At 71.3% G+C, this 25077-nt stretch carries 21 protein-coding genes, 1 tRNA gene and 1 pseudogene; 18 read left to right on the top strand and 5 right to left on the bottom strand.

Going from position 1 to position 25077, the window contains the following annotated elements; all coding sequences use genetic code 11:
- Position 1: 1 nt before the first annotated feature.
- The 12 genes from ABEA26_RS07575 (at position 2) to glmS (ending at position 14544) form a co-directional block, all read left to right on the top strand.
- Complete coding sequence (locus tag ABEA26_RS07575) at positions 2-1942, top strand: acetyl/propionyl/methylcrotonyl-CoA carboxylase subunit alpha (RefSeq protein ID WP_345590373.1); 1941 nt, start codon at positions 2-4, stop codon at positions 1940-1942.
- Entirely contained in the window at positions 1939-2904 is a 966-nt protein-coding gene (locus tag ABEA26_RS07570; protein WP_345590372.1) for a hydroxymethylglutaryl-CoA lyase, read from the top strand. Before ABEA26_RS07575 ends, ABEA26_RS07570 begins: the two co-directional genes overlap by 4 nt.
- Positions 2905-2909: 5 nt before the next feature.
- Positions 2910-4070: an acyl-CoA dehydrogenase family protein gene (locus ABEA26_RS07565; protein WP_345590371.1), complete on the top strand. Its 1161-nt coding sequence runs from the start codon at positions 2910-2912 to the stop codon at positions 4068-4070.
- Between the two features lie 146 nt (positions 4071-4216).
- Positions 4217-5263 (top strand): ABC transporter substrate-binding protein, encoded by a 1047-nt coding sequence (locus ABEA26_RS07560; protein WP_345590370.1) that lies wholly within the window; start codon positions 4217-4219, stop codon positions 5261-5263.
- Between the two features lie 25 nt (positions 5264-5288).
- A complete protein-coding gene (locus ABEA26_RS07555; protein WP_345590369.1) occupies positions 5289-6149 on the top strand; it encodes a siderophore-interacting protein in 861 nt (286 codons plus the stop codon).
- Between the two features lie 180 nt (positions 6150-6329).
- Positions 6330-7772, top strand: coding sequence for a lysine decarboxylase DesA (gene desA / locus ABEA26_RS07550; RefSeq protein ID WP_345590368.1), 1443 nt, complete (start codon positions 6330-6332; stop codon positions 7770-7772).
- Complete coding sequence (locus ABEA26_RS07545) at positions 7756-9036, top strand: lysine N(6)-hydroxylase/L-ornithine N(5)-oxygenase family protein (protein WP_345590367.1); 1281 nt, start codon at positions 7756-7758, stop codon at positions 9034-9036. The genes desA and ABEA26_RS07545 overlap by 17 nt, the downstream gene beginning before the upstream one ends.
- Positions 9033-9563 (top strand): GNAT family N-acetyltransferase, encoded by a 531-nt coding sequence (locus ABEA26_RS07540; protein ID WP_345590365.1) that lies wholly within the window; start codon positions 9033-9035, stop codon positions 9561-9563. The genes ABEA26_RS07545 and ABEA26_RS07540 overlap by 4 nt, the downstream gene beginning before the upstream one ends.
- The gene (locus ABEA26_RS07535) at positions 9560-11335 is read left to right on the top strand and encodes an IucA/IucC family protein (protein WP_345590364.1); all 1776 of its coding nucleotides are present in this window, start codon (positions 9560-9562) and stop codon (positions 11333-11335) included. Before ABEA26_RS07540 ends, ABEA26_RS07535 begins: the two co-directional genes overlap by 4 nt.
- A 90-nt stretch (positions 11336-11425) precedes the next feature.
- A complete protein-coding gene (locus ABEA26_RS07530) occupies positions 11426-12349 on the top strand; it encodes a DUF4429 domain-containing protein (RefSeq protein ID WP_345590363.1) in 924 nt (307 codons plus the stop codon).
- 87 nt (positions 12350-12436) lie between these two features.
- Positions 12437-12694: a hypothetical protein gene (locus ABEA26_RS07525; RefSeq protein ID WP_345590362.1), complete on the top strand. Its 258-nt coding sequence runs from the start codon at positions 12437-12439 to the stop codon at positions 12692-12694.
- 32 nt (positions 12695-12726) lie between these two features.
- A complete protein-coding gene (gene glmS / locus ABEA26_RS07520; RefSeq protein WP_345590360.1) occupies positions 12727-14544 on the top strand; it encodes a glutamine--fructose-6-phosphate transaminase (isomerizing) in 1818 nt (605 codons plus the stop codon).
- A 30-nt stretch (positions 14545-14574) separates the two neighbouring features.
- Here glmS and ABEA26_RS07515 read toward each other — a convergent pair whose 3' ends face one another.
- Positions 14575-15102, bottom strand: coding sequence for a universal stress protein (locus ABEA26_RS07515; protein WP_279559544.1), 528 nt, complete (start codon positions 15100-15102; stop codon positions 14575-14577).
- A 454-nt stretch (positions 15103-15556) separates the two neighbouring features.
- Here ABEA26_RS07515 and ABEA26_RS07510 point away from each other — a divergent pair, with 454 nt between their 5' ends.
- From ABEA26_RS07510 to ABEA26_RS07495, 4 genes are all read left to right on the top strand, one after another.
- Entirely contained in the window at positions 15557-15850 is a 294-nt protein-coding gene (locus ABEA26_RS07510; RefSeq protein WP_345590408.1) for a hypothetical protein, read from the top strand.
- Positions 15851-16237: 387 nt separating this feature from the next.
- The gene (locus tag ABEA26_RS07505; protein ID WP_345590357.1) at positions 16238-17428 is read left to right on the top strand and encodes a helix-turn-helix domain-containing protein; all 1191 of its coding nucleotides are present in this window, start codon (positions 16238-16240) and stop codon (positions 17426-17428) included.
- A gap of 160 nt (positions 17429-17588) precedes the next feature.
- Complete coding sequence (gene orn / locus ABEA26_RS07500) at positions 17589-18191, top strand: oligoribonuclease (protein WP_345590356.1); 603 nt, start codon at positions 17589-17591, stop codon at positions 18189-18191.
- A 122-nt stretch (positions 18192-18313) separates the two neighbouring features.
- A tRNA-His gene (locus ABEA26_RS07495) sits at positions 18314-18386 on the top strand.
- Here the strand turns inward: ABEA26_RS07495 and ABEA26_RS07490 are convergent.
- Both ABEA26_RS07490 and ABEA26_RS07485 read right to left on the bottom strand, forming a co-directional pair.
- Positions 18378-18656 carry a hypothetical protein gene (locus tag ABEA26_RS07490; protein WP_345590354.1) on the bottom strand — a complete coding sequence of 93 codons (279 nt, stop codon included), beginning with the start codon at positions 18654-18656 and terminating at the stop codon, positions 18378-18380. The genes ABEA26_RS07495 and ABEA26_RS07490 overlap by 9 nt on opposite strands.
- Positions 18657-19174: 518 nt before the next feature.
- Positions 19175-19843 carry an HAD family hydrolase gene (locus ABEA26_RS07485; protein ID WP_345590353.1) on the bottom strand — a complete coding sequence of 223 codons (669 nt, stop codon included), beginning with the start codon at positions 19841-19843 and terminating at the stop codon, positions 19175-19177.
- 81 nt (positions 19844-19924) lie between these two features.
- Here ABEA26_RS07485 and ABEA26_RS07480 point away from each other — a divergent pair, with 81 nt between their 5' ends.
- The gene (locus ABEA26_RS07480; RefSeq protein WP_345590351.1) at positions 19925-20659 is read left to right on the top strand and encodes a helix-turn-helix domain-containing protein; all 735 of its coding nucleotides are present in this window, start codon (positions 19925-19927) and stop codon (positions 20657-20659) included.
- A 275-nt stretch (positions 20660-20934) separates the two neighbouring features.
- A pseudogene (locus ABEA26_RS07475) lies at positions 20935-21999 on the top strand (helix-turn-helix domain-containing protein); the annotation flags it as partial.
- Between the two features lie 171 nt (positions 22000-22170).
- Here the strand turns inward: ABEA26_RS07475 and ABEA26_RS07470 are convergent.
- Together ABEA26_RS07470 and ABEA26_RS07465 are read right to left on the bottom strand one after the other, a co-directional pair.
- Positions 22171-23229 (bottom strand): LacI family DNA-binding transcriptional regulator, encoded by a 1059-nt coding sequence (locus ABEA26_RS07470; protein WP_345590350.1) that lies wholly within the window; start codon positions 23227-23229, stop codon positions 22171-22173.
- A 187-nt stretch (positions 23230-23416) separates the two neighbouring features.
- Positions 23417-24877 (bottom strand): GH1 family beta-glucosidase, encoded by a 1461-nt coding sequence (locus ABEA26_RS07465; RefSeq protein WP_345590349.1) that lies wholly within the window; start codon positions 24875-24877, stop codon positions 23417-23419.
- Between the last annotated feature and the right edge of the window lie 200 nt (positions 24878-25077).

The raw sequence follows: 25077 nt of genomic DNA, 5'->3' as shown, positions 1-25077 counted from the left end.
GATGTTCGACACGGTACTGGTGGCCAACCGCGGTGAGATCGCGGTGCGTGTCATCCGGACTCTGCGCTCGATGGGCGTGCGCTCGGTGGCGGTCTTCTCCGACGCCGACGCGGACGCGCGGCACGTGCGGGAGGCCGACGAGGCGGTACGGATCGGCCCGGCGCCCGCGGCGGAGAGCTATCTGTCCGTCGAGCGGCTGCTGGAGGCCGCCGCCCGCACCGGTGCACAGGCCGTCCACCCCGGGTACGGCTTCCTCGCCGAGAACGCCGGTTTCGCGCGGGCCTGCGAGGAGGCGGGGCTGGTCTTCATCGGACCGTCGGCCGACGCCATCGCCCTGATGGGCGACAAGATCCGCGCCAAGGAGACGGTGCGGGCGGCCGGGGTGCCGGTGGTACCGGGCAGCAGTGGCAGCGGGCTGACGGACGCGCAGCTCGCGGACGCGGCCCGCGAGATCGGGACGCCGGTGCTGCTGAAGCCGTCGGCCGGTGGTGGCGGCAAGGGCATGCGGCTGGTGCGGGACGCGGCCGTGCTCGCCGACGAGATCGCCGCCGCCCGCCGCGAGGCCCGCGCCTCCTTCGGCGACGACACGCTGCTGGTGGAGCGGTGGATCGACCGGCCCAGGCACATCGAGATCCAGGTCCTGGCCGACGGCCACGGGAACGTCGTGCACCTGGGCGAGCGCGAGTGCTCGCTGCAACGCCGCCACCAGAAGATCATCGAGGAGGCGCCGAGCGTGCTCCTCGACGAGGCGACCCGCGCCGCGATGGGCGAGGCGGCCGTGCAGGCGGCGCGCTCGTGCGGCTACCGGGGCGCGGGCACGGTGGAGTTCATCGTGCCGGGCGAGGACCCCTCCCAGTACTTCTTCATGGAGATGAACACCCGCCTCCAGGTCGAGCACCCGGTGACCGAGCTGGTCACGGGCCTGGACCTGGTGGAGTGGCAGCTGCGGGTGGCGGCGGGCGAGGAGCTGGGGTTCGCGCAGGAGGACGTGCGGCTGACCGGGCACGCGGTCGAGGCCCGGCTGTGCGCGGAAGACCCGGCCCGCGGCTTCCTCCCCTCCGGCGGAACGGTGCTGCTGCTGCACGAGCCGGACGGCGACGGGGTGCGCACCGACTCCGGGCTCAGCGAGGGCGGCGAGGTCGGCAGCCTCTACGACCCGATGCTGTCCAAGGTGATCGCGTACGGCCCCGACCGCGCCACCGCCCTGCGCAAGCTCCGCGCGGCCCTCGCCAGGACGGTCACGTTGGGCGTGCAGACCAACGCCGGGTTTCTGCGCCGGCTGCTCGCGCACCCGGCGGTGGTGGCGGGCGAGCTGGACACCGGGCTGGTGGAGCGGGAGGTCGACGGCCTGGTGGCCACCGGCGTACCGGAGGAGGTGTACGAGGCGGCGGCGGCCGTACGGCTGGACGCGCTGCGTCCGCGCGGGGACGGCTGGACCGATCCGTTCTCCGTGCCGAGCGGGTGGCGCATGGGCGGCGAGCCGAAGCCCGTCACCTTCCACCTGCGGGTCACCGATCCGGTGGAACACACCCCGCGAGGCACGCACACCGTCACCGAGGACCGGGTGTCGGTGACCCTGGACGGCGTCCGGCACACCTTCCGGCGCGCCGCCGACTGGCTGGGCCGGGACGGAGACGCCTGGCAGGTGCGCGACCACGACCCGGTCGCCGCCTCGCTCACGGGCGCCGCCCACGCGGGCGCCGACTCGCTGACCGCGCCGATGCCGGGCACGGTGACAGTGGTGAAGGTCGCCGTCGGCGACGAGGTGAGTGCGGGGCAGAGCCTGCTGGTCGTGGAGGCGATGAAGATGGAGCACGTCATCTCCGCCCCGCACGCCGGCACGGTCGCCGAGCTGGACGTGGCGCCGGGCACGACGGTCGCCATGGACCAGGTGCTGGTGGTCATCACACCCGACGACGACGGGACGGAGGAGACGACGTGAACGCCCCCGAACCGGGCCTGCCCATGACCGTACCGGCGGGCGGCATGCCCGCCCGCGTCCGGATCCACGAGGTCGGCGCGCGCGACGGCCTGCAGAACGAGAAGGCGACCGTCCCGGCGGTGGTGAAGGCGGAGTTCGTCCGCCGCCTGGCCGGTACGGGTCTGACCACCATCGAGGCGACGAGCTTCGTGCACCCCAGGTGGGTGCCCCAGCTGGCGGACGCGGAGGAGCTGTTCCCGGCGGTCGCGGACCTGCCGGTCGACCTCCCCGTCCTGGTGCCGAACGAACGCGGCCTCGACCGGGCCCTGGCGCTCGGCGCCCGCCGCGTCGCGGTCTTCGCCAGCGCCACGGAGTCCTTCGCCAGGGCCAACCTGAACCGCACGCTGGACGAGGCCCTGGCCATGTTCGAGCCGGTGGTGGCGCGGGCGAAGGCGTCGGACGTCCACGTCCGCGGCTACCTGTCGATGTGCTTCGGCGACCCGTGGGAGGGCGCGGTCCCCGTCGAGCAGGTGGTGAAGGTCTGCCGGGCCCTGCTGGACATGGGCTGCGACGAGCTGAGCCTCGGCGACACCATCGGGGTGGCGACCCCCGGCCACGTGGGCGCCCTGCTCACCTCCCTCACCGACGCCGGCGTTCCCGTGGGCGCGCTCGGCGTCCACTTCCACGACACCTACGGCCAGGCCCTGTCGAACACCTACGCCGCCCTCCGGCACGGCGTGACGACCGTCGACGCCTCCGCCGGCGGACTGGGCGGCTGCCCCTACGCGAAGTCCGCCACCGGCAACCTCGCCACCGAAGACCTCGTGTGGATGCTGCGCGGACTCGGCATCGACACCGGGGTCGACCTCGGCTCTCTCGTCGCCACCAGCGTCTGGATGGCCGCCCACCTGGGCCGACCCAGCCCGTCCCGCACCGTTCGGGCCCTCGCGGGTTCGGGCGACGACTCCCACAAGGAGCACTGACGACCATGGACCACAAGCTCTCCCCCGAGCTGGAGGACCTCCGCCGCACGGTGGAGGCGTTCGCGCACGACGTCGTGGCACCCAAGATCGGCGACTTCTACGAGCGGCACGAGTTCCCGTACGAGATCGTCCGGGAGATGGGCCGCATGGGCCTGTTCGGCCTGCCGTTCCCGGAGGAGTACGGCGGCATGGGCGGCGACTACCTGGCCCTGGGCATCGCCCTGGAGGAGCTGGCCCGGGTCGACTCGTCGGTGGCCATCACGCTGGAGGCGGGCGTCTCGCTGGGCGCGATGCCGATCCACCTGTTCGGCACCGACGAGCAGAAGCGGACGTGGCTGCCGCGCCTCTGCTCGGGCGAGATCCTCGGCGCCTTCGGCCTGACCGAGCCCGACGGCGGCTCGGACGCGGGCGCGACGCGTACGACGGCCCGCCTGGACGAGGCGACGGACGAATGGGTCATCAACGGCACCAAGTGCTTCATCACCAACTCGGGCACGGACATCACGGGCCTGGTGACGGTCACGGCGGTCACCGGCCGCAAGCCGGACGGCCGGCCCCTGATCTCGGCGATCATCGTCCCGTCCGGCACCCCGGGCTTCACGGTGGCCGCGCCGTACTCCAAGGTCGGGTGGAACGCGTCGGACACGCGCGAGCTCTCCTTCTCCGACGTCCGGGTCCCGGCGGCGAACCTGCTGGGCGAACAGGGCCGCGGCTACGCCCAGTTCCTGCGGATCCTCGACGAGGGGCGGATCGCCATCGCGGCGCTGGGCACGGGACTGGCGCAGGGTTGTGTGGACGAGTCGGTCAAGTACGCGAAGGAACGTCACGCCTTCGGCAGGCCGATCGGCGCCAACCAGGCCATTCAGTTCAAGATCGCCGACATGGAGATGAAGGCCCACACGGCCCGCCTCGCGTGGCGCGACGCGGCCTCCCGGCTGGTGACGGGCGATCCCTTCAAGAAGGAGGCGGCCCTGGCGAAGCTGTACTCCTCGACGGTCGCGGTGGACAACGCCCGGGACGCCACGCAGATCCACGGCGGCTACGGCTTCATGAACGAGTACCCCGTGGCACGTATGTGGCGGGACGCGAAGATCCTGGAGATCGGCGAGGGCACGAGCGAGGTCCAGCGGATGCTGATCGCACGGGAGTTGGGCCTGGCGGGCTGAGACCCGGGCCGGTGCCGGCCGGTCCGGTCGGGGTCGGCCGCGGCCTCGTCGCGGCCGGCCCGCCCCCTGGACAAGATCTGAGGTTAGGCTAACCTACCTTCGACTTGTCCCGCGGATGCTCCGCACCGTTCGAAAGCAGCCACGCCATGTTCAACGCCAGAGCTACCCACCCGACCCGCCGCGGAATCCTCGCCGCGGGCGGCGCCCTCGGTCTCGGTGCCGTGCTCGCGGCCTGCGGTGACGAGGACAAGGACAGCGGTGGCTCCGGCAAGGAGTCGGGGGCGGCCAAGTCCGGCCCCTGGTCCTTCAAGGACGACCGGGGCACGACCGTGAAGCTGGACGAGGTCCCGACGAACATCGTCGCCTTCACCGGTGTCGCCGCCGCGCTCTGGGACTACGGCGTCCAGGTCAAGGGCGTCTTCGGGCCCACCACGACCAAGGACGGCAAGCCCGACGTCCAGGCCGGCGACCTCGATGTCGACAAGGTCACCGTGCTCGGCAACGAGTGGGGCAAGCTCAACGTCGAGAAGTACGCCACCCTCGCCCCCGAGCTGCTCGTCACCACGACGTTCGACACCGCGGGCACCCTCTGGTCCGTCCCCGAGGACTCCAAGGACAAGGTCGCCAAGCTCGCCCCGAGCGTCGCGGTCTCCGTCTTCGACCGCCGGCTCACCCAGCCGCTCCAGCGTATGTGGGAGCTGGCGGAGTCGCTCGGCGCGGACATGAAGGCGAAGAAGGTCACCGACGCCAAGGCCGCCTTCGAGAAGGCCGCGGCCCGGCTGCGCGCCGCCGCGAAGGCCAGGCCCGAGATCAGGGTGCTGGCCGGCTCCGCGAGCGCCGAGCTCTTCTACGTCTCCGGCACCAACCTCTCCGTCGACCTGGAGTACTTCAAGGCCCTCGGCGTCAACTTCGTCGAGCCCTCCGAGGAGGCCAAGAAGGCGACCGGCGGCTGGTTCGAGAGCCTGAGCTGGGAGAACGTCGACAAGTACCCGGCCGACGTCGTCATCATGGACGACCGCGCCTCGACCATCCAGCCGGCGGACATCACCGAGGGCACCTGGAAGCAGCTGCCCGCCGTCGAGGCCGGCCAGGTCATCTCCCGTTCCCCCGAGCCGATCCTGTCCTACGACAAGTGCACGCCGCTGCTCGACAACCTGGCAGAGGCGATAGAGAACGCCAAGAAGGTCGGCTGACCTCCCCTTTCCCCCGGAGCCCTCCATGACGACGGCCGTAGCCGCCCCGTTCCGTTTCTTCTCCCTCCAGGTCGTACGGACGAGGCGGCTCGGGCCGTCTCTGAACCGGGTCACCTTCGCGGGGCCCGACCTGCGCGCCTTCAGCTCCGACGGACAGGACCAGTCCCTGTCGCTGTTCCTGCCGCACCCGGGGCAGCCGGAACCCGCGGTGCCCGTCGAGCTGGGCGACGGCTGGTGGCAGGGCTGGCGTGAACTGCCGGACGACGTACGGGCGGTGATGCGCTCGTACACGCTGCGGGCCCTGCGCCGGGACGGCGACGGGGACACCGTCGAGATAGACATCGACTTCGTACTGCACGGCGTCGGTCCGGGGGCCGCCCTCCAGGCCGGCCCCGCCTCCCGCTGGGCCGCCGACGCCGCCCCCGGCGACCGGGTCGTACTGCTCGGCCCCGCGGTCGCCGACAACAGGGCGATCCGCTTCCGGCCGCCCGAGGACACCGACCTGGTGGTGATCTGGGGCGACGAGACCGCCGTACCGGCCGCCTGCGCCATCGTGGAGTCGCTGCCGGCCGGCACCCGCGCCCGGGTCTGGCTGGAGGTGCCGCACTCCGAGGACGTGCAGGAGCTGAGGACGGCGGCGGACGCCGAGGTGCACTGGCTGGTCAAGGACGTCGCCGGCGGGCCCGAGGCGACTCCTGCCACGCTTCGCGCGGCCCAACTGCCGCCCGCCGAGAGCCCGTACGTCTGGATCGCCGGAGAGTCCGGCCGCGTCAAGCAGTTGCGCCGGCACTTCGTGGGCGAACGCGGCGTCGACCGCCGCCGCGTCACCTTCGTCGGCTACTGGCGCCAGGGCCTGACGGAGGAACAACTCCGCGGACGGGTCTGACGCCTGGCACCCCCGGAGCTTCAACTCACTGTCTGTGACACACGGATGAGACGTGAGTGACGACAGTCACGCAGAGGCACACGCACGGTCCGGGCTAATTAGGTTAGGCTAACCTAAGTCGAAGCCAGGGCCCCGCCCTCTCCCGTCCCTCTCGGACCGTCCCCACCGGAGGACCCCCACATGCGCTCGCACCTGCTCAACGACACCACCGCGGAGCAGTACCGCCGCTCCGTGACCGAAGGAGTCGAGCGGGTGGCCGCCAGAATCGCCACCACCGACCGCCCGTTCACCGGTGTCACGGTCGACGCCCTCTCCCCCCGCATCGACGAGATAGACCTCGACCGGCCGCTGCACGACACGGCCGCGGTCCTCGACGAGCTGGAGGACGTCTACCTCCGCGACGCCGTCTACTTCCACCACCCCCGCTACCTCGCCCACCTCAACTGCCCGGTCGTCATCCCGGCCGTGCTCGGCGAAGCCGTCCTGTCCGCCGTCAACTCCTCCCTGGACACCTGGGACCAGTCGGCCGGCGGCACACTCATCGAGCGGAAACTGATCGACTGGACGACCGCTCGGATCGGCCTCGGCCCGGCCGCCGACGGCGTGTTCACCTCCGGCGGCACCCAGTCCAACCTCCAGGCGCTGCTGCTGGCCCGCGAGGAGGCCAAGACCGACAACCTCGCCGAGCTGCGCGTGTTCGCGTCCGAGGTCAGCCACTTCAGCGTCAGGAAGTCGGCGAAACTCCTCGGCCTCGGACCCGACGCCGTCGTGTCGATCCCCGTCGACCAGGACAAGCGCATGCAGACCGTCGCCCTCGCCCGCGAGCTGGAGCGCTGCGCCCAGGAAGGCCTGGCCCCCATGGCCGTCGTCGCCACCGGCGGCACCACCGACTTCGGCTCCATCGACCCGCTGCCCGAGATCGCCGGACTGTGCGAGCAGTACGGCGTGTGGATGCACGTGGACGCGGCCTACGGCTGCGGGCTGCTCGCCTCGCTGAAATACCGGGACCGCATCGACGGCATCGAACGGGCCGACTCGGTCACCGTCGACTACCACAAGTCCTTCTTCCAGCCGGTGAGTTCGTCCGCCGTACTGGTCCGGGACGTGTCCACCCTGCGCCACGCCACGTACCACGCGGAGTACCTCAACCCGCGCCGCATGGTGCAGGAACGTATCCCCAACCAGGTGGACAAGTCCCTCCAGACCACCCGCCGCTTCGACGCGCTCAAACTGTGGATGACGCTGCGCGTGATGGGCGCCGACGGCATCGGGCAGCTCTTCGACGAGGTGTGCGAACTGGCCGCCGAGGGCTGGAAACTGATCGACGCCGACCCGCGCTTCGACGTCGTGGTGAAGCCGTCGCTGTCCACCCTGGTCTTCCGCTACGTACCGGCGGCCGTCACCGACCCCGCCGCGACCGACCGCGCCAACCTGTACGCCCGCAAGGCCCTGTTCGCCTCCGGCGACGCCGTGGTCGCGGGCACCAAGGTGGCCGGACGCCACTACCTGAAGTTCACCCTGCTCAACCCCGAGACGACCACGGCCGACATCGCCGCCGTCCTCGACCTGATCGCCGGCCACGCCGAGCAGTACCTGGGAGAGTCCCTTGACCGCGCTTCCTGAAGCCAGTGCCCCGTACGACTTCGTGGGGATCGGCCTCGGCCCCTTCAATCTCGGCCTCGCCTGCCTGACCGAGCCCATCGCCGAGCTGAACGGCGTCTTCCTGGAGTCCAAGCCGGACTTCGAGTGGCACGCGGGCATGTTCCTGGACGGCGCCCACCTCCAGACGCCGTTCATGTCGGACCTGGTCACCCTCGCCGACCCGACGTCCCCGTACTCCTTCCTCAACTACTTGAAGGAGAAGGGCCGGCTGTACTCGTTCTACATCCGGGAGAACTTCTACCCGCTGCGCGTCGAGTACGACGACTACTGCCGCTGGGCCGCGAACAGACTGAGCAGCGTCCGCTTCTCCACCACCGTCACCGAGGTGACGTACGACGAGACGGAGGAGCTGTACGCCGTCGCCACCACCTCCGGCGACACCTACCGCGCTCGCCGCCTCGTCCTCGGCACCGGCACCCCGCCGCACATACCCGACGCCTGCCGGGGCCTGGCCGGCGACTTCCTCCACAACTCCCGCTACGTGCAGAACCGGGCGGAGCTGGTGAAGAAGAAGTCGATCACGCTGGTCGGCAGCGGCCAGTCCGCCGCCGAGATCTACCACGACCTGCTCGGCGAGATCGACGTCCACGGCTACCAGCTGAACTGGGTGACCCGCTCCCCCCGCTTCTTCCCCCTCGAATACACCAAGCTCACGCTGGAGATGACCTCACCGGAGTACGTGGACTACTACCACGCGCTCCCGGAGGACACCCGCTACCGCCTCACGGCCGAGCAGAAGGGCCTGTTCAAGGGCATCGACGGCGACCTGATCAACGAGATCTTCGACCTGCTCTACCAGAAGAAGCTCGGCGGCCCCGTCCCCACCCGCCTGCTCACCAACTCGGCACTCACCGGCGCCCGGTACGCGGACGGCAGGTACACGCTCGGCTTCCGGCAGGAGGAACAGGGCAAGGACTTCGAGCTGGTCTCGGACGGCCTGATCCTCGCCACCGGCTACCGGTACGCCGAACCGGAGTTCCTGAAGCCCGTCCGCGACCGCCTGGTGTACGACACGCACGGCGGCTTCGACGTCGGCCGCAACTACGCCGTCGACATCACCGGACAGGGCGTCTTCCTCCAGAACGCCGGCGTGCACACCCACAGCATCACCAGCCCCGACCTGGGTATGGGCGCGTACCGCAACAGCTGCATCATCCGGGAGCTGCTCGGCACCGAGTACTACCCGGTCGAGAAGACCATCGCGTTCCAGGAGTTCTCCGTATGACCTTCACGTTCCGCCCCCTCGACCCGCTGAAGGACGCCGAGCTCCTGCACACCTGGGTCACCCACCCCAAGGCCGCCTTCTGGATGATGCAGGGCGCGAGGCTGGAGGACGTCGAGCGCGCGTACATGGAGATGGCCGCCGACGAGCACCACCACGCCCTGCTCGGCCTCCAGGACGGCGAGCCGGCCTTCCTGATGGAGAAGTACGACCCCGTCCACCGCGAACTGGTGGGCCTGTACACCCCGCGGCCCGGGGACATCGGCATGCACTTCCTCACGCCGCCGACGGACCGGCCGGTGCGGGGGTTCACCCGCTCCGTGATCACCGCCGTCATGGCGCACCTCTTCGAGGACCCGGCCACCCTGCGAGTGGTCGTCGAACCCGACGTCCACAACACGGCCGTGCACGCGCTGAACGCGGCCGTCGGCTTCGTGCCGGAGCGCGAGATCGACAAGCCCGAGAAGCGGGCCCTGCTCAGCTTCTGCACCCGGGAGCGGTTCCTCGCTGCGACGGCGGTGACCGCGTGAGCCTCGCCGACGCCGTCGCCCACCTCTCCCCCGAGCGCTGGGAGCAGGCCAACCGCCTCCTGATCCGCAAGGCGCTGGCGGAGTTCGCGCACGAGCGCCTGCTGACCCCCGAGCGGGAGCCGGACGGGGAGGCGTACGTCGTCCACAGCGACGACGGCCAGACCGCCTACCGCTTCACCGCCACCGTCCGCGCCCTGGACCACTGGCAGGTGGACGCCGACTCCATCACCCGCCATCGCGACGGCACGCAGCATCCGCTCGCCGCGTTGGACTTCTTCGTCGAGCTGAAGGAGTCGCTGGGCCTGAGCGACAGGGTCCTCCCCGTCTACCTGGAGGAGATCTCCTCCACCCTCTCCGGCACCTGCTACAAGCTCACCAAGCCGAAGCTCACCTCCGCCGAACTGGCCGGCAGCGGCTTCCAGGCCGTCGAGACCGGGATGACCGAGGGCCACCCCTGCTTCGTCGCCAACAACGGGCGGCTCGGCTTCGGCGTCCACGAGTACCTGTCGTACGCCCCCGAGACCGCGAGCCCCGTCCGGCTGGTGTGGCTGGCCGCGCACCGCTCGCGGGCGGCGTTCACGGCGGGCGTGGGCATCGAGTACGAGTCGTTCGTACGCGACGAGCTGGGCGGGGCGACCGTCGACCGTTTCCACGGCGTGCTGCGCGAGCGCGGCCTGGACCCGGCCGACTACCTGTTCATCCCGGTCCACCCGTGGCAGTGGTGGAACAAGCTCACCGTCACCTTCGCCGCCGAGGTGGCCCGCGGGCACCTGGTCTGCCTCGGCGAGGGCGACGACGAGTACCTGGCGCAGCAGTCCATCCGCACCTTCTTCAACACCTCGCACCCCGAGAAGCACTACGTGAAGACGGCCCTGTCCGTCCTCAACATGGGCTTCATGCGCGGTCTGTCGGCGGCGTACATGGAGGCGACGCCGGCCATCAACGACTGGCTGGCGCAGCTCATCGAGGGCGACCCGGTGCTGAAGTCGACGGGCCTGAGCATCATCCGGGAGCGGGCGGCCGTCGGCTACCGGCACCTGGAGTACGAGCAGGCCACCGACCGCTACTCGCCGTACCGCAAGATGCTGGCGGCGCTGTGGCGCGAGAGCCCGGTCCCGTCCCTCCGGGACGGCGAGACGCTCGCCACGATGGCCTCCCTCGTCCACGTCGACCACGAGGGCGCCTCCTTCGCGGGCGCGCTGATCGAGCGGTCGGGGCTGGCGCCCACCGAGTGGCTGCGGCACTACCTGCGGGCCTACTACGTCCCGCTGCTGCACAGCTTCTACGCCTACGACCTGGTCTACATGCCGCACGGCGAGAACGTGATCCTGGTCCTGAAGGACGGGGTGGTGCGGCGCGCGGTCTACAAGGACATCGCCGAGGAGATCGCGGTGATGGACCCGGACGCGGTGCTGCCGCCGGAGGTCTCGCGGATCGCCGTCGACGTCCCCGACGACAAGAAGCTCCTGTCGATCTTCACGGACGTCTTCGACTGCTTCTTCCGCTTCCTCGCCGCGAACCTGGCGGAGGAGGGGATCGTCGAGGAGGACGGCTTCTGGCGGACGGTGGCGGAGGTCACCCGCGAGTACCAGGAGTCGGTGCCGGAACTGGCCGACAAGTTCGACCGGTACGACATGTTCGCGCCCGAGTTCGCGCTGTCCTGCCTCAACCGGCTCCAGCTGCGCGACAACGAGCAGATGGTGGACCTCACGGACCCGTCCGGCGCACTCCAGCTGATCGGCAGCCTGCGGAACCCGATCGCGGGCCGGTAGGCGAAGGCGGCGAAGACCCTCACGAACGGGCGGGCACCTCGGAGACGGTCCTCCGGGGTGCCCGTCGGGCGTCGGTGGAACAATCCCCGCATGGCGGAAATCATCCAGAAGGACGGAACGTGGGTCTTCGACGGCGACACCCTGCGGCTGACTCCCGGACGGGACAAGAACGTCAGCCTGCTCCGCAGGGAACTCGGTGAACTGCTCGTCCCCCTGGCGGCGTTGGCGGGCATATCCTTCGAGCAGGGCAAGAAGTCGGGACGGCTGCGGCTGCGCCTGCGGGACGGTGCCGATCCGTTGCTGCACGCGAGCGGCGGCCGGCTGACCGAGCCGCACGACCCCTACCAGCTGATCGTGGAGTCGGACCGGTACGGGGTCGCCGAGTACTTCGTGGACGAGGTGCGCAACGCGCTGCTCATCGAGCAGGTCCCGTCCGGCCCGGTGGACGCGTACCTGCTGCCCGGCCCCCCGGTCCCGCTGTCGGTGTCCGCCGGGGACGGAGTCGCCGGCTTCGACGGCGAGCGCGTACGCCTGGAATGGAAGTGGCAGGCGGAGGACTCCAAGTCGGCCGGGGGCCCGCGCACCCTGCCCCTGTCGGACATCGTCGCGGTGGAGTGGCAGCCGACGATCGGTCTGGAGAACGGCCACCTCCGCTTCACCGTGCGGGCCGCGCCGACCAAGGCGCCGCCCAAGTACGACCCGAACGCGGTGGAGCTGTGGGGCTTCAAGAGGGACCCACTGATGGCCCTGGTGGCCGCGGCCGTGCAGGCCCGTCTCCCGCACCCTTCCGCACCGGCCGCCCTCGCCGCTCCGGACGACGCCCGGACGGCCGGTGAGGCGCAGGCTCCGGCGCCCGCCGCGCCCGCCGCGCCCGCCGCGCCTGCCGCGCCCGCCGAGGACGATCACGACGCGCTGCTGCGGCGGCTGCGTGAGCTGGGCGAACTGCACCGCTCCGGAGTGCTGACGGACGAGGAGTTCGCCCTGGCCAAACAGGCGGTACTGAAGCGCATGTAGACCACTTGGCGACCCACACCCACTCCGCTTGCCCGAAATCGGGCAGAATTCTTGCGAAAGCCTCCCCCGTACTCCAGGATCTACCGCGTGCACGACGAACTCGTTGATCACCTGACGCGGTCCACGCCTCTGAACCGGGGCGAGGCACTGCGCGTGATCCAGGACGTGCTCGCCTACTTCGACGAGACGACCGAGGAATTCGTCCGTCGCCGCCACCGCGAGCTCCAGGCCCAGGGCCTGGTGAACGCGGCGATCTTCGAACAGATCGAGGCGGACCTGAAGTACCGGACGGTCGCACCGCCGGAGCTGTCGCTCCGCCAGCTGCGCCGCATCGTCTACGGCTGAGAAGCCGAAGAGGGACAGAGGTTTACGTATACATGTGCGGAATCGTCGGATACATCGGCAAGCGTGACGTCGCACCCCTGCTGCTGGAGGGCCTCCAGCGCCTGGAGTACCGCGGCTACGACTCGGCGGGCATCGTCGTCACGTCCCCGAAGGCGGCCGGCCTGAAGATGGTCAAGGCCAAGGGCCGGGTCCGCGACCTGGAGGCCAGGGTCCCGGCACGCTTCAAGGGCACCACGGGCATCGCCCACACCCGCTGGGCCACCCACGGCGCCCCGTCCGACGAGAACGCCCACCCGCACATGTCGGCCGACCACAAGGTCGCCGTCGTCCACAACGGCATCATCGACAACGCCGCCGACCTGCGCCGCAAGCTGGAGGCGGACGGCGTCGAGTTCCTCTCCGAGACCGACACCGAGGTCCTCGTCCACCTCATCGCCCGCTCCGAGGCCGTCAAGCTCGAGGACAAGGTCCGCGAGACCCTCCGGGTGATCGAGGGCACCTACGGCATCGCCGTGATGCACGCCGACTTCCCCGAGCGCATCGTCGTCGCCCGCAACGGCTCGCCGGTCGTCCTCGGCATCGGCGAGAAGGAGATGTTCGTCGCCTCGGACATCGCCGCGCTGGTCACCCACACGCGCCAGATAGTCACCCTCGACGACGGCGAGATGGCCACCCTCAAGGCCGACGACTTCCGCACCTACACCACCGAGGGCACCCGCACCACCTCGGAGCCCACCACCGTGGAGTGGGAAGCCGCCTCCTACGACATGGGCGGCCACGACACGTACATGCACAAGGAGATCCACGAGCAGGCCGAGGCCGTGGACCGCGTGCTGCGCGGCCGGATCGACGACCGCTTCTCCACCGTGCACCTCGGCGGCCTGAACCTGGACGCCCGCGACGCGCGTGCCGTGCGCCGGGTGAAGATCCTCGGCTGCGGCACCTCGTACCACGCGGGGCAGATCGGCGCCCAGATGATCGAGGAGCTGGCCCGCATCCCCGCGGACGCCGAGCCCGCCTCCGAGTTCCGCTACCGCAACGCCGTCGTCGACCCCGACACCCTGTACATCGCCGTCTCCCAGTCCGGTGAGACGTACGACGTGCTGGCCGCCGTGCAGGAGCTGAAGCGCAAGGGCGCCCGCGTCCTCGGCATCGTCAACGTGGTCGGCTCGGCGATCGCCCGCGAGGCCGACGGCGGCATGTACGTGCACGCCGGCCCCGAGGTCTGCGTCGTCTCCACCAAGTGCTTCACCAACACCTGCGTCGCCTTCGCGCTGCTCGCCCTGCACCTGGGCCGCACCCGCGACCTGTCCGTGCGCGACGGCAAGCGGATCATCGAGGGGCTGCGCAGGCTGCCGCAGCAGATCTCCGAGATGCTGGAGCGGGAGGAGGACATCAGGAAGCTGGCCGCGCAGTACGCCGACGCCCGCTCGATGCTCTTCATCGGCCGCGTACGGGGCTACCCGGTCGCCCGCGAGGCCTCCCTGAAGCTGAAGGAGGTCTCCTACATCCACGCCGAGGCCTACCCGGCCTCCGAGCTGAAGCACGGCCCGCTCGCCCTGATCGAGCCGGCCCTGCCGACGGTCGCGATCGTGCCGGACGACGACCTGCTGGAGAAGAACCGCGCGGCCATGGAGGAGATCAAGGCCCGCAGCGGCCAGATCCTCGCCGTCGCCCACCAGGAGCAGGAGAAGGCCGACCACACCATCGTCGTCCCGAAGAACGAGGACGAACTCGACCCCATCCTGATGGGCATCCCACTCCAACTCCTCGCCTACCACACGGCGCTGGCCCTGGGCCGGGACATCGACAAGCCGCGCAACCTCGCCAAGTCGGTGACGGTGGAGTAGGGCGTTCGGCGAAACGTCCGGAGCGGCCCGTCAGGGAATGACCACCACGGGCCGCTTCGCGCGCTTGGCGAGCCGGCCGGCGACGGAACCGAAAAGACGGCCCACCAGGCCGTGACTGGAGCCGACGACGATGGCGTCCGCCTCGTACTCGCGGCCCACCTCCTCGAGTTCGTGGCAGATGTCGCCGCCACGCTCGACCAGGATCCAGGGCACCTCGGTGAGGTAGTCCGCACACGCCAGTTCCAGCCCCAGCACCTCGGTGCGATGGTCCGGTACGTCGACGAAGACGGGGGGCTCGCAGCCGGCCCACACGGTGGTGGGCAGCCGGTTGGCGACATGCACGATGACCAGGCCCGAGCCGAGCCGGCGTGCCATGCCGATGGCGTACGCGAGGGCACGCTCACTGGAAGTGGAGCCGTCGAAGCCGACGACGACACCGTGCTTGAAGGCTGGGTCGCACGACTGGCGTGGCTCTTCGGCCGCCAGGGGCTCGGCCGCCGTAGGTTCGGCGACGGGCCGCTTGCGGTCCGCGGGTTCGAAGAATTCGTGACCGGCCATGGCTGTCTCGGCGTTTTTATCCTCTATGGGGGACAACAGTGTGCGGCGGAGCTGTGTGTCCGGGAATCATCTTCCCAAGCCCATACCCCCAAGGGTACGGCGCCACGCCTCCTTCGCCCAGATCACGCGCAGGGTCCGCCGCGGGTTCCCCGGAGCATGCCCGAGCGGGCGCCCGCAACGCAATGGTTGCTGCGCTGTACAGGCGGTTTGCGTGTGCTGCAACTGTCCGTGATCAGTCGTGACCGACGCGTCGCACGGGCGTTGATCTCCATGCCGCCAGCCTCAGGGAGCCCGCATGTCCGGACCGCACCAGCCCGTCGAGCCGCCGTCCGCCACCCCTCACCCGCCCGCCGGCCCTGCCGCTCCCTCCGGCCCTGGCACTCCCTCCGGCCCTGCCGCTCCCTCCGGCCCTGGCACTCCCTCCGGCCCCGACGCCCCCGGCGGCCCGGAACCGATCGCGCCGCTCCGGGACGGCGTCACCGACCTCGTCCGCTGGGCGGCCTTCAGCTGTTTCCTCGTCCCGGTCGTGCTCCTCTGGTACGGCACCTCCTTCGCCGGCACCGCCGGTACGGCCCTCGGTCTGGCCGCCGTCACCGGCGTCTGCCGCCTGCTGCTGCGCCGGTCCGAACGCCTCGCGGCCCGGCTGCCCGGCGGCCGCCGGACGGGACGGGCCGGGCACCGGCACCGGGCCGTACGACCGGCACGCGGAGGCGGACGGCACGCCGGGCAGAAGACACCGGTCGACTGACCGGTTTCCGCGCACGCGTCCGCTTCTTTTCGGCCAACTTCCACCGGTGGCTCATCCCCGGCCCTCAGCGCCCCCCAAACCCCGTTTCACCTGCACGGGAAGGGTCTGGAGGACCCCGCGCACCCTACGGGGATTGGCCACTGACACAAGGCGCACTTCCCTGGGGCGCCCCAGAGTGCAACGCTTCGTGATCGACTGCTTCACGCCAAGTTGCCATGTCGATAATGTCCCAAGTGCCGAACCGGCCACCTCGGCTCGACGGGACGCAGTAGATTCGATCTTGACTGTCTACGGCGGGGGACTCGTGCAGGACCGAGGGGAAACGTGTTGGAGCGACAGACCCGAAGGGAACAGGGCGCCGCGACCACCGAGGGGGGCTTAGCAGTTGTGAGCCACGACTCCACCGCCGCGCCGGAAACCGCGGCCCGGAAGCTCACCGGGCGACGCCGCAAGGAGATCGTCGCGGTGCTGCTGTTCAGCGGCGGCCCCATCTTCGAGAGTTCCATACCGCTGTCGGTGTTCGGGATCGACCGCCAGGACGCCGGCGTGCCGCGCTACCGGCTGCTGGTGTGCGCCGGCGAGGACGGCCCGCTGCGGACCACCGGCGGCCTGGAACTCACCGCGCCACAGGGCCTGGAGGCGATCTCGCGGGCCGGCACCGTGGTGGTGCCGGCCTGGCGGTCGATCACCTCTCCGCCACCGGAGGACGCGCTCGACGCCCTGCGCCGGGCGCACGAGGAGGGTGCCCGCATAGTCGGGCTGTGCACCGGCGCCTTCGTCCTCGCGGCGGCCGGGCTGCTGGACGGCCGCCCCGCCACCACCCACTGGATGTACGCGCCGACGCTGGCCAAGCGGTATCCGTCGGTGCACGTCGATCCGCGCGAGCTGTTCGTGGACGACGGTGACGTGCTGACGTCGGCGGGCACGGCGGCCGGCATCGACCTGTGCCTGCACATCGTGCGCACGGACCACGGCAACGAGGCGGCCGGCGCGCTGGCCCGCCGCCTGGTGGTCCCGCCGCGCCGCGCCGGCGGTCAGGAGCGCTACCTCGACCGGTCTTTACCGGAGGAGATCGGCGCCGACCCGCTCGCCGAGGTCGTCGCCTGGGCACTGGAGCACCTCCACGAGCAGTTCGACGTGGAGACGCTGGCGGCCCGCGCGTACATGAGCCGCCGTACCTTCGACCGCCGCTTCCGCTCACTGACCGGCAGTGCGCCGCTGCAGTGGCTGATCACCCAGCGGGTGCTCCAGGCGCAACGCCTGCTGGAGACGTCCGACTACTCGGTGGACGAGGTAGCGGGCCGCTGCGGCTTCCGTTCACCGGTGGCCCTGCGCGGCCACTTCCGCCGCCAGCTCGGTTCGTCCCCTGCGGCCTACCGGGCGGCCTACCGGGCCCGCCGTCCCCAGAGCGAGCGCGCGGTGGACCCGGAGTCGTCCCGTGGCCCACGGCCCAGCGCACCGCCGGAGCCGGCCCCGCTGTCGGTGGAGAACGCGGTCCCGTTCCAGTCCCGCCGCACAGCGGCACCGCCGCCCGCCGCGGCGGCGGCGAGCCTGCCGGGGCAGCGCAGCGCGCCGTGAGGTGACACTCGAAACGCCGGACGGGCTGATTCAGCCCGTCCGGCGTTTGAGGACGAGGCCCGTTCAGGGCGGAAGCGGGGGCCTGGGGGCGGCAGCCCCCGGCGAGCCCGGCACCGACGCCGGGGACCAATGGACAGGCGGCCCCCCGTAAAGTGGCCGCATGAACGATCGCATGGTGTGGATCGACTGCGAGATGACCGGCCTCTCGCTGTCCGACGACGCGCTCATCGAGGTTGCCGCCCTCGTCACCGACTCCGAGCTGAACATCCTCGGCGAAGGTGTCGACATCGTCATCCGTCCGCCGGAGCGGGCCCTGGAGACGATGCCGGAGGTCGTGCGTCAGATGCACACCGCGTCCGGCCTGCTCGCGGAGCTCGACGGCGGCACGACGCTGGCGGACGCCGAGGCGCAGGTCCTGGCGTATGTGCGGGAGCACGTGAAGGAGCCTGGCAGGGCCCCCCTGTGCGGTAACTCGGTCGGCACCGACCGAGGCTTCCTGCTGAGGGACATGGCGACACTGGAGGACTACCTCCACTACCGGATCGTCGACGTCTCCTCGATCAAGGAGCTGGCCCGCCGCTGGTACCCGCGGGCGTACTTCAACAGCCCCGAGAAGAACGGCAACCACCGCGCGCTCGCCGACATCCGCGAGTCCATCGCCGAGCTGCGCTACTACCGGGAAGCGGTCTTCGTCCCGCAGCCGGGGCCCGACTCCGAGACCGCGAAGGCGATCGCCGCGAAGCACGTCGTGTCCGCCCGGTAGGGGCGGTCGGACGGTCCGGCAGCGGCGTCCCGAAAGCCGGGCGCGAGCACCCCTTCGGACCCTGTACACTTTTTCTCAGCCGGTCGGGGAGCCCGCCTCGCGGGATTCCAGCACCGGCCTTGGTGGGTGTAGCTCAGTTGGTAGAGCGCCTGGTTGTGGTCCAGGTGGCCGCGGGTTCAAATCCCGTCACTCACCCTGAATGATCAAGGGCTGACCTCGTAAAACGGGCCAGCCCTTGATTGCGTTCCGGGCTTTGGGAACATTCGGGAACACGAGCCCCTCCCCGGCGCCCGATTCGGGCCGTATCTTCCCTCCATGGCAAGCATCGTTGAGCGCCCGAAGAAGTCGGGCCCGAGCACGTTCCAGGTGAAGTGTCGGCAGGACGGCAGCTGGCAGACCGAGAACTTCGGCGGCGACGAGGGCCAGGTCCAGGCCGAGCAGTTCCGCCAGCTGGTCGAAGCCCACGGCAACCGCTGGCCGTACGGCTGGGTGAAGGGCCGCGGCTTCGCAGAACCCGACCAGCACCCCAACGATCACCCCTTGGCCGACTACGCACACAGATACGTGGACGGCCTCAACACGGAGGACGACCGGACCAAGCACGACTCGGGGCCGCCGGCGAGGCCGAGGCGTCGGGGGTGGACGGCGAGCCGGGTGTGCCCGGTGGCGTCGGTGCTACCGGCCCGGCCGGCGCGGCTGGTCCTGCAGGCCCGGCCGGTCCACAGGGGGAGCCCGGTCCGGCCGGTCCGCAGGGTCCGGCGGGTACGCGTGGTCCAGCCGGGCCGTCGTGCCCAGCCGGGTACAGCCCGCAGGCCCCGAGCTGGGACAAGGACGCCCTCGTCTGCAGGAGGGACAGCACACCGGACGACAGCGACCAGGAGCCGGAAGCGCCGACGACCCCGCTCGCCCCGGCGCTGGACCCACACCGCAGGCAGTCCCGTGAAGACCTCGGCCCCCTCCCGCTATGGGAGGCGGCCGCTTCGTCATGCTCCAAGAGCCACAAGTACCTGGCCAGTGTCAGCGAGACCGGAGAGAACGGCCTCGGCTCCGGCGTTTCGCAGATCGCCCGGTGAGGCCTTGCCTGTGGCAACTGCTACCACCCGAACGCCGGCCTCCCGCCCGCCAGCCACATCGGCCGGCGTGTCCCCCAAGAACACCGCCAGCCCTGCATCCACACGTGCACGCTCGAGCGCCAGGCGCAGCAGCTCGGGCCGGCCTTCACCATCCTCGCCGTAGGCGCCATCGTCCAGACGCACGTACGTGTCCAGGCCGAACACGGCCAGCTTCACCTCGGCTGCACCACGCACGTTGCCGGTGACCACTGACTGCTGCACCCCGCGCTCGTCGAGCGCAGCCAGGACCACGGCAGCCCCCGGCAGCGCGTGCCCCCGCTCGCGCAACTCGGCCGCACGCCGAACGTGCACGGCTCCCAAGGCGTCAGCAAACCGTGCGAACAGGTCGTCGTTGTAAGGGATGTCGTGGGCCCGTGCCGTTTCCCGGAGGATCACTCGCTCCGTTGACCCCGTCACAGACGCCTGCTCTCTCAGCGTCACGCCCGTCACCTGCGCGAACGCCTCTGCCCACAGCTCACGACCGAGTCCGCGTGTCGCCATCAGCGTGTGGTCGATGTCCCACAGCACCAGGTCCGGCACCGGCGCCTCCTCTCTCGACGAACGGGGGTGCCCATGTAGCGGGCACCATACGCTCGTAGCACGGGAGTGAGGAGTGGGCGCATGGTTGCAGCAGACCTTCCCATCGGGGACCGCATCAGGCACTACCGTGGCGGACGCCGCCAGGATGCCGTCGCCGGACTGGTCGGAATCTCACCGGACTATCTGTCCCAGATCGAACGGGGCCTCAAGGTGCCCAGCCTGCCCATCCTGTACGCGCTTGCCCGGGAACTCGGTGTGCCCACCGCGGCACTGCTGTCCGAGCAGCCACCCGCCGAGGAGCAGACTACGGACAGCGCCGAAGCCGCCGTGGGGCGCGCGCTTCTCGGCTATGGGCCTGCCCGGAGCACCACGCCCGTGGCCGCCAGCACCCTGCGGGACCGAGTGGAGGCAGCTTGGAAGAGCTGGCAGACCGACGGCGACCGGTTCGCCAAGGCGGCCGAGCACCTGCCCGGCCTCGTCGCCGACGTGGAGCACGCGGTGCGCACCGCTCGGACTGGGACCGACGCGGCGGAGCGCCGGGCTGTCCTGCGGGCCTCCGCCGACCTCTACTGTCTGCTGCGCTCGTACTTGCGCCGGACCGGCCGCGTCGACCTGGCCACGATCGCCGCCGACCGGGCGATGCACGCGGCCGAGGACGCCGACGTGCCGTCGGCGTTCGGCGCGCACGCGGTCGCCTGTCGCCCGGCGTCTCGCGGGGATCCAGTCGTCATCGTCGGGCAGGTCTCGCACCAGTCAAACGGTGGAATGATCAAGGCCGCTTGTCTGCGGACTGCATTCCGCTTTTTGCGATCTTGATCCCGGCCATCGCAGACTGCAACGACAGGCAGGGCCTCGCCACCGAGCACCCTCACCGATCCCGCCCGGGATCATCACGGAGCCCAACGCCCCACCCGAATGGAACGGGCGTTTGAATAAGGCGGGCCTGTCACCCGCCCCCAGATCGGCCATCGTTGGCATTGCTTCCCAGGCTTGCCGGCGAAGGCCGCGCGGCACCCCGTTCCTGACGGGGGTGCCGCTGCTTTCCGGTACGCGGTAGGGGCGCTCCGCACTCACCACGACAGGGCTCTGCGGTACGCCGCCATCTGCGACGCGAGCGGAAACTCGCCAAGGACCGCCTGAACGTCACGGGCTACTGGCACCGCGAGGAGCCCGGCGCGGCAGAACCGGACGCGGCGGAGGCGAAGGACACGGGGGCTGCCAGGGGTGCCGAAGTACCGGCGCGTATTGCGTCGCCGCTGCCGTGGCTGGCCGCGCGGGCCGCGGTGCAGCTCGGCGTGATCGACGCGATCGCCGACGCGCCGGGTCTCACGCTCGGGACGCTCGCGTCCCACGTGGGCGTGCCCCCGGCGAGTGTCGGCGCACTGCTGCCCCTGCTCACCGCGCACGGCGTGGTGGTCGGCGACGAGACCGGGCTGCGGCTCGGCGCGGCGGGTGAGGAACTGCTCGACGACCACGAGCGCGTGGAGTACGCGGGGCAGGAGGCCGAACTGCTGCTCTCGCTGGCCCGGTTCGCCCCCGCGCTGCGCAACGGCACCTCGCCCTGGCAGGAGGTCTCGCACACGACCCTGTGCGACGCCGTGGCCCAGGACGCGGACCGTTACGGTGAGCTGGTCGAGGAGTGCGAGCAGTTGGTCTTCCTCCTGAACGGCCTGACGGCCGACCCACTCTGGGAGGAGGTCGGGACCTGCCTGCTCACCGGGCCGGGCAGCGCGTCCGTGGCCGCCGCCCTCGACGACGCCGGACGCCGGCCACGGCTGCGGGTCGCGGAGGGCGACGTCCCCGCGGCGGTCCTGCGCGAGTCGGTCCAGGCACCGGAGCGGATCGACTGGATGGCGGGGCCCGCCGATGTCGCCGTCGCCGCGAGAGCCCTCGCGTACCGGACCGATCACGAGGCCGCGCGACTGCTCACGGAGCTGGCCGGCTGGGCCTCCACGGCGATCGTCGTCGAGGCCTCCCGCCCCGACGGCCTGAGCCCGCACGCCGCCGAGGCGGCCCTGCAGGCGTGCGCTGCGACCGGCAGTCCCCTGCGCGACTCGGCCGCGATCGCCGCTCTCGCGGAGCGGACGGGCTGGTACGTCGACCGTGTCATCGCCCTCGGCTGGGGCACGGAGGCCACGGTACTGCGCCGCGCCTGACCTCCGACGAGCCCGAGCCATCCGCCCACTCCGCCACCCACACGTCGGCCGGCGACCTCGCACGAGGTCACCGGCCGACGTGTTCCCTCTCGCGGGCCGGCCCTGTCACGACGGCCCACGTCCCGTCCTCGGTCCGCGCCACGTCACACGACGCCCGCAGCCCGCGCCGCGTCACGACGACGCCCGCTCCACCAGCTGCGTCGCCAGCACCGTCCGGTGCCGTTGCTCCGGCCCTCGCGAGGCCGTCGGGCGGCGATCCGCGATCTCCGACAGCAGCAGGTCTATCATCGCCCGGCCCATCTCCTCGATGGGCTGCCGCACGCTGGTCAGCGGCGGCTCCATGTGGCGGGCGATGGCAGAGTCGTCGTAGCCGACCAGCGCCACGTCGTCCGGGATGCGCCGGCCCGCCTCGCGCAGGGCCCGCCGGGCGCCGGCCGCGGTGACGTCCGAGGCGGCGAAGACCGCGTCCACGTCGGGCCGGCGGCGCAGCAGTTCCACCATCGCGCGATGCCCGCCCTCCTCGCTGAAGTCCCCCACCTCGATGAGCTGTTCGTCCGCCGCGTGGCCCGCGTCGCGCAGGGCGGCGCGGTAGCCGTCGACGCGACGCTGGGCGCCGTAGACGTCGAGGCGGCCGGTGATGTGCGCGATCCGGCCGCGTCCGCGGGACAGCAGGTGCTCGACGGCCGAGCGGGCGCCGCCGTAGTTGTCCGAGTCCACCGACGCCAGCGGCTCCCGGGCCGAGCGCGGACCGCTGATGACCGCGGGGATCTCCAGCTGGCCCAGCATGTCGGGCAGCGGGTCGTCGGCGTGCACGGACACCAGCAGGACGCCGTCCACCCGGTGCGCGGCCAGGTACTGGGCGAGCCGTTGCCGCTCCCGGTCGCTGCCCGCGAAGATCAGCAGCAGCTGCATCTCGGTGTCGGAGATCTCCGCGCCGACGCCCCGCAGCATGTCCGAGAAGTACGGCTCGGCGAAGAAGCGGGTCTCCGGCTCGGGGACCACCAGCGCGATCGCGTCGGTGCGGTTGGCGGCCAGGGCCCGGGCGGCGGTGTTCGGGACGTAGCCGAGTTCGGCGACGGCCGCCTCGACGGCCGCCCGGGTCGTGTCGCTCACCCGGGGCGAGCCGTTGATCACCCGGGAGACGGTGCCACGGCCGACACCGGCCCGAGCGGCCACCTCTTCCAGGGTCGGACGTCTGACTCCCCGGCTCCCCCCACCCTTGACCGCCATGGTCGTCGCCTTCCCTTCGCAGCTGTCAGGCCTGGAATCTAACAGCCCCGGCGCTGCCCTCCCCGACCCCGTCGTTCCGTGCCGGGGCCGGGACGGTCCTCCCCCACCGTGCCGGTCCGGCACGGTGGCCGAGAGGGTGCGCGGCCGGCGGGCGGCGGCGCACCCTCGGCGCGGGTGGACCGGAGCGTCAGCCCTGTCCGCCGGCCGCGGCCGGCAGCGCGTTGTGCCGGATCACGTCGGCGTACCAGTGGGCGCTCGTCTTCGGGATGCGGCGTTGGGTGGAGTAGTCGACGTAGACGGCACCGAAGCGCTTGGAATAGCCGTACGACCACTCGAAGTTGTCCAGCAGGGACCACAGGAAGTACCCGCGGACGTCCGCCCCGTCGGCGATGGCCCGCCGGACGGCGTCCAGGTGGGAGTGGAGGTAGGCGACGCGCTGCGGGTCGTTCACCCGGCCCTCGGGGGAGATGTAGTCGTCGAAGGCGGCACCGTTCTCGGTGACCATCAGCGGCAGACCCGGGTGGGACTTCGCCAGGTCGGTCAGCAGGGTGTGCAGCCCGTCCGCGTCGATGGCCCAGTTCATCGCGGTGACGTCGTCGTTGGCGAGGTGGAAGGCGACGTCCTTGGCACCGGTCCACGGGGTGTGGGCGCTCGCGCCGTGGCCGTCGTTGTGGGTGGCGCCGGCACCGTCCGCGGGCCGGGAGACGACGGTCGGCGAGTAGTAGTTGACGCCGAGCACGTCGATGGGCCGGGAGATCTCGGCCAGGTCGCCGTCGCGGACCAGCTCGCTCCAGTCGACGAGGTGCGAGGTGTCGCGGATCAGGTCCTCGGGGTAGGCGCCGTCGAGGATCGGGCCGGTGAAGACCCGGTTGCCGACCGCGTCGATCCGGCGGGCCGCCTCGATGTCCTCGGGGGTGGCGGTGAGCGGGCGGACCTGGTGCAGGTTGAGCGTGATGGAGGTCTGGGCGGACGCCGGCAGGATCGCGCGCAGCGCGCCGATCGCGCGGCCGTGGGCCAGGTTGAGGTGGTGGGCGGCGCGCAGGGTGGCGGCGGGGTCGGTGCGGCCGGGGGCGTGCACGCCGGAGCCGTAGCCCAGGAAGGCGCTGCACCACGGCTCGTTGAGGGTGGTCCACACGCCGACCCGGTCGCCGAGGGCGCGGGCCATGATGTCGGCGTAGTCGGCGAACCGGTCGGCGGTGTCGCGGTGGGGCCAGCCGCCGGCGTCCTCCAGCTCCTGGGGCAGGTCCCAGTGGTAGAGGGTGGCGACGGGGGTGATCCCCGCCTCCAGGAGTTCGTCGGTCAGGCGGCGGTAGAAGTCCAGGCCGCGTTCGACGGCGGGGCCCCGGCCGGTGGGCTGGACGCGGGACCAGGAGACGGAGAAGCGGTACGCCTTCAGGCCGAGGTCCTTCATCAGCGCCACGTCGTCGCGGTACCGGTGGTAGTGGTCGGCGGCGATGTCACCGGTGTCGCCGTTGCGGACCTTGCCGGGGGTGTGGCTGAAGGTGTCCCAGATGGAGGGGGTGCGGCCGTCCTCGGCGGCGGCGCCCTCCACCTGGTAGGCGGCGGTGGCGGTGCCCCAGACGAAACCTGTCGGGAAGGAGGTGTCGGAGGCCGACTGGGCAGTGGTCTCGGGTCGTACGGCGGTCATGGTGAGAACGCTCCCAAATGGCGTGGAGGAGGACCGGACGGGACAGGGTGGTCCGGTGGTGTGGGAAGGGCGGGCCGACCGCGCGGGGTCGGTGCGCGGGGCGGGCCCCCGGTCCGGCGGGGCCCGCACACGGGGCGGGGCCCGCCGGTGTGGTGGACACGCCCGCGTGCGGGCGGGTTCCGCCGGGTCGCTGCGGACAC

It is taken from the genome of Streptomyces marokkonensis, from assembly GCF_039539045.1.
GTDB lineage: Bacteria > Actinomycetota > Actinomycetes > Streptomycetales > Streptomycetaceae > Streptomyces > Streptomyces marokkonensis.
Note: the sequence above shows the minus strand (reverse complement) of the source record. Positions and strands in the feature narration are given on the sequence as shown.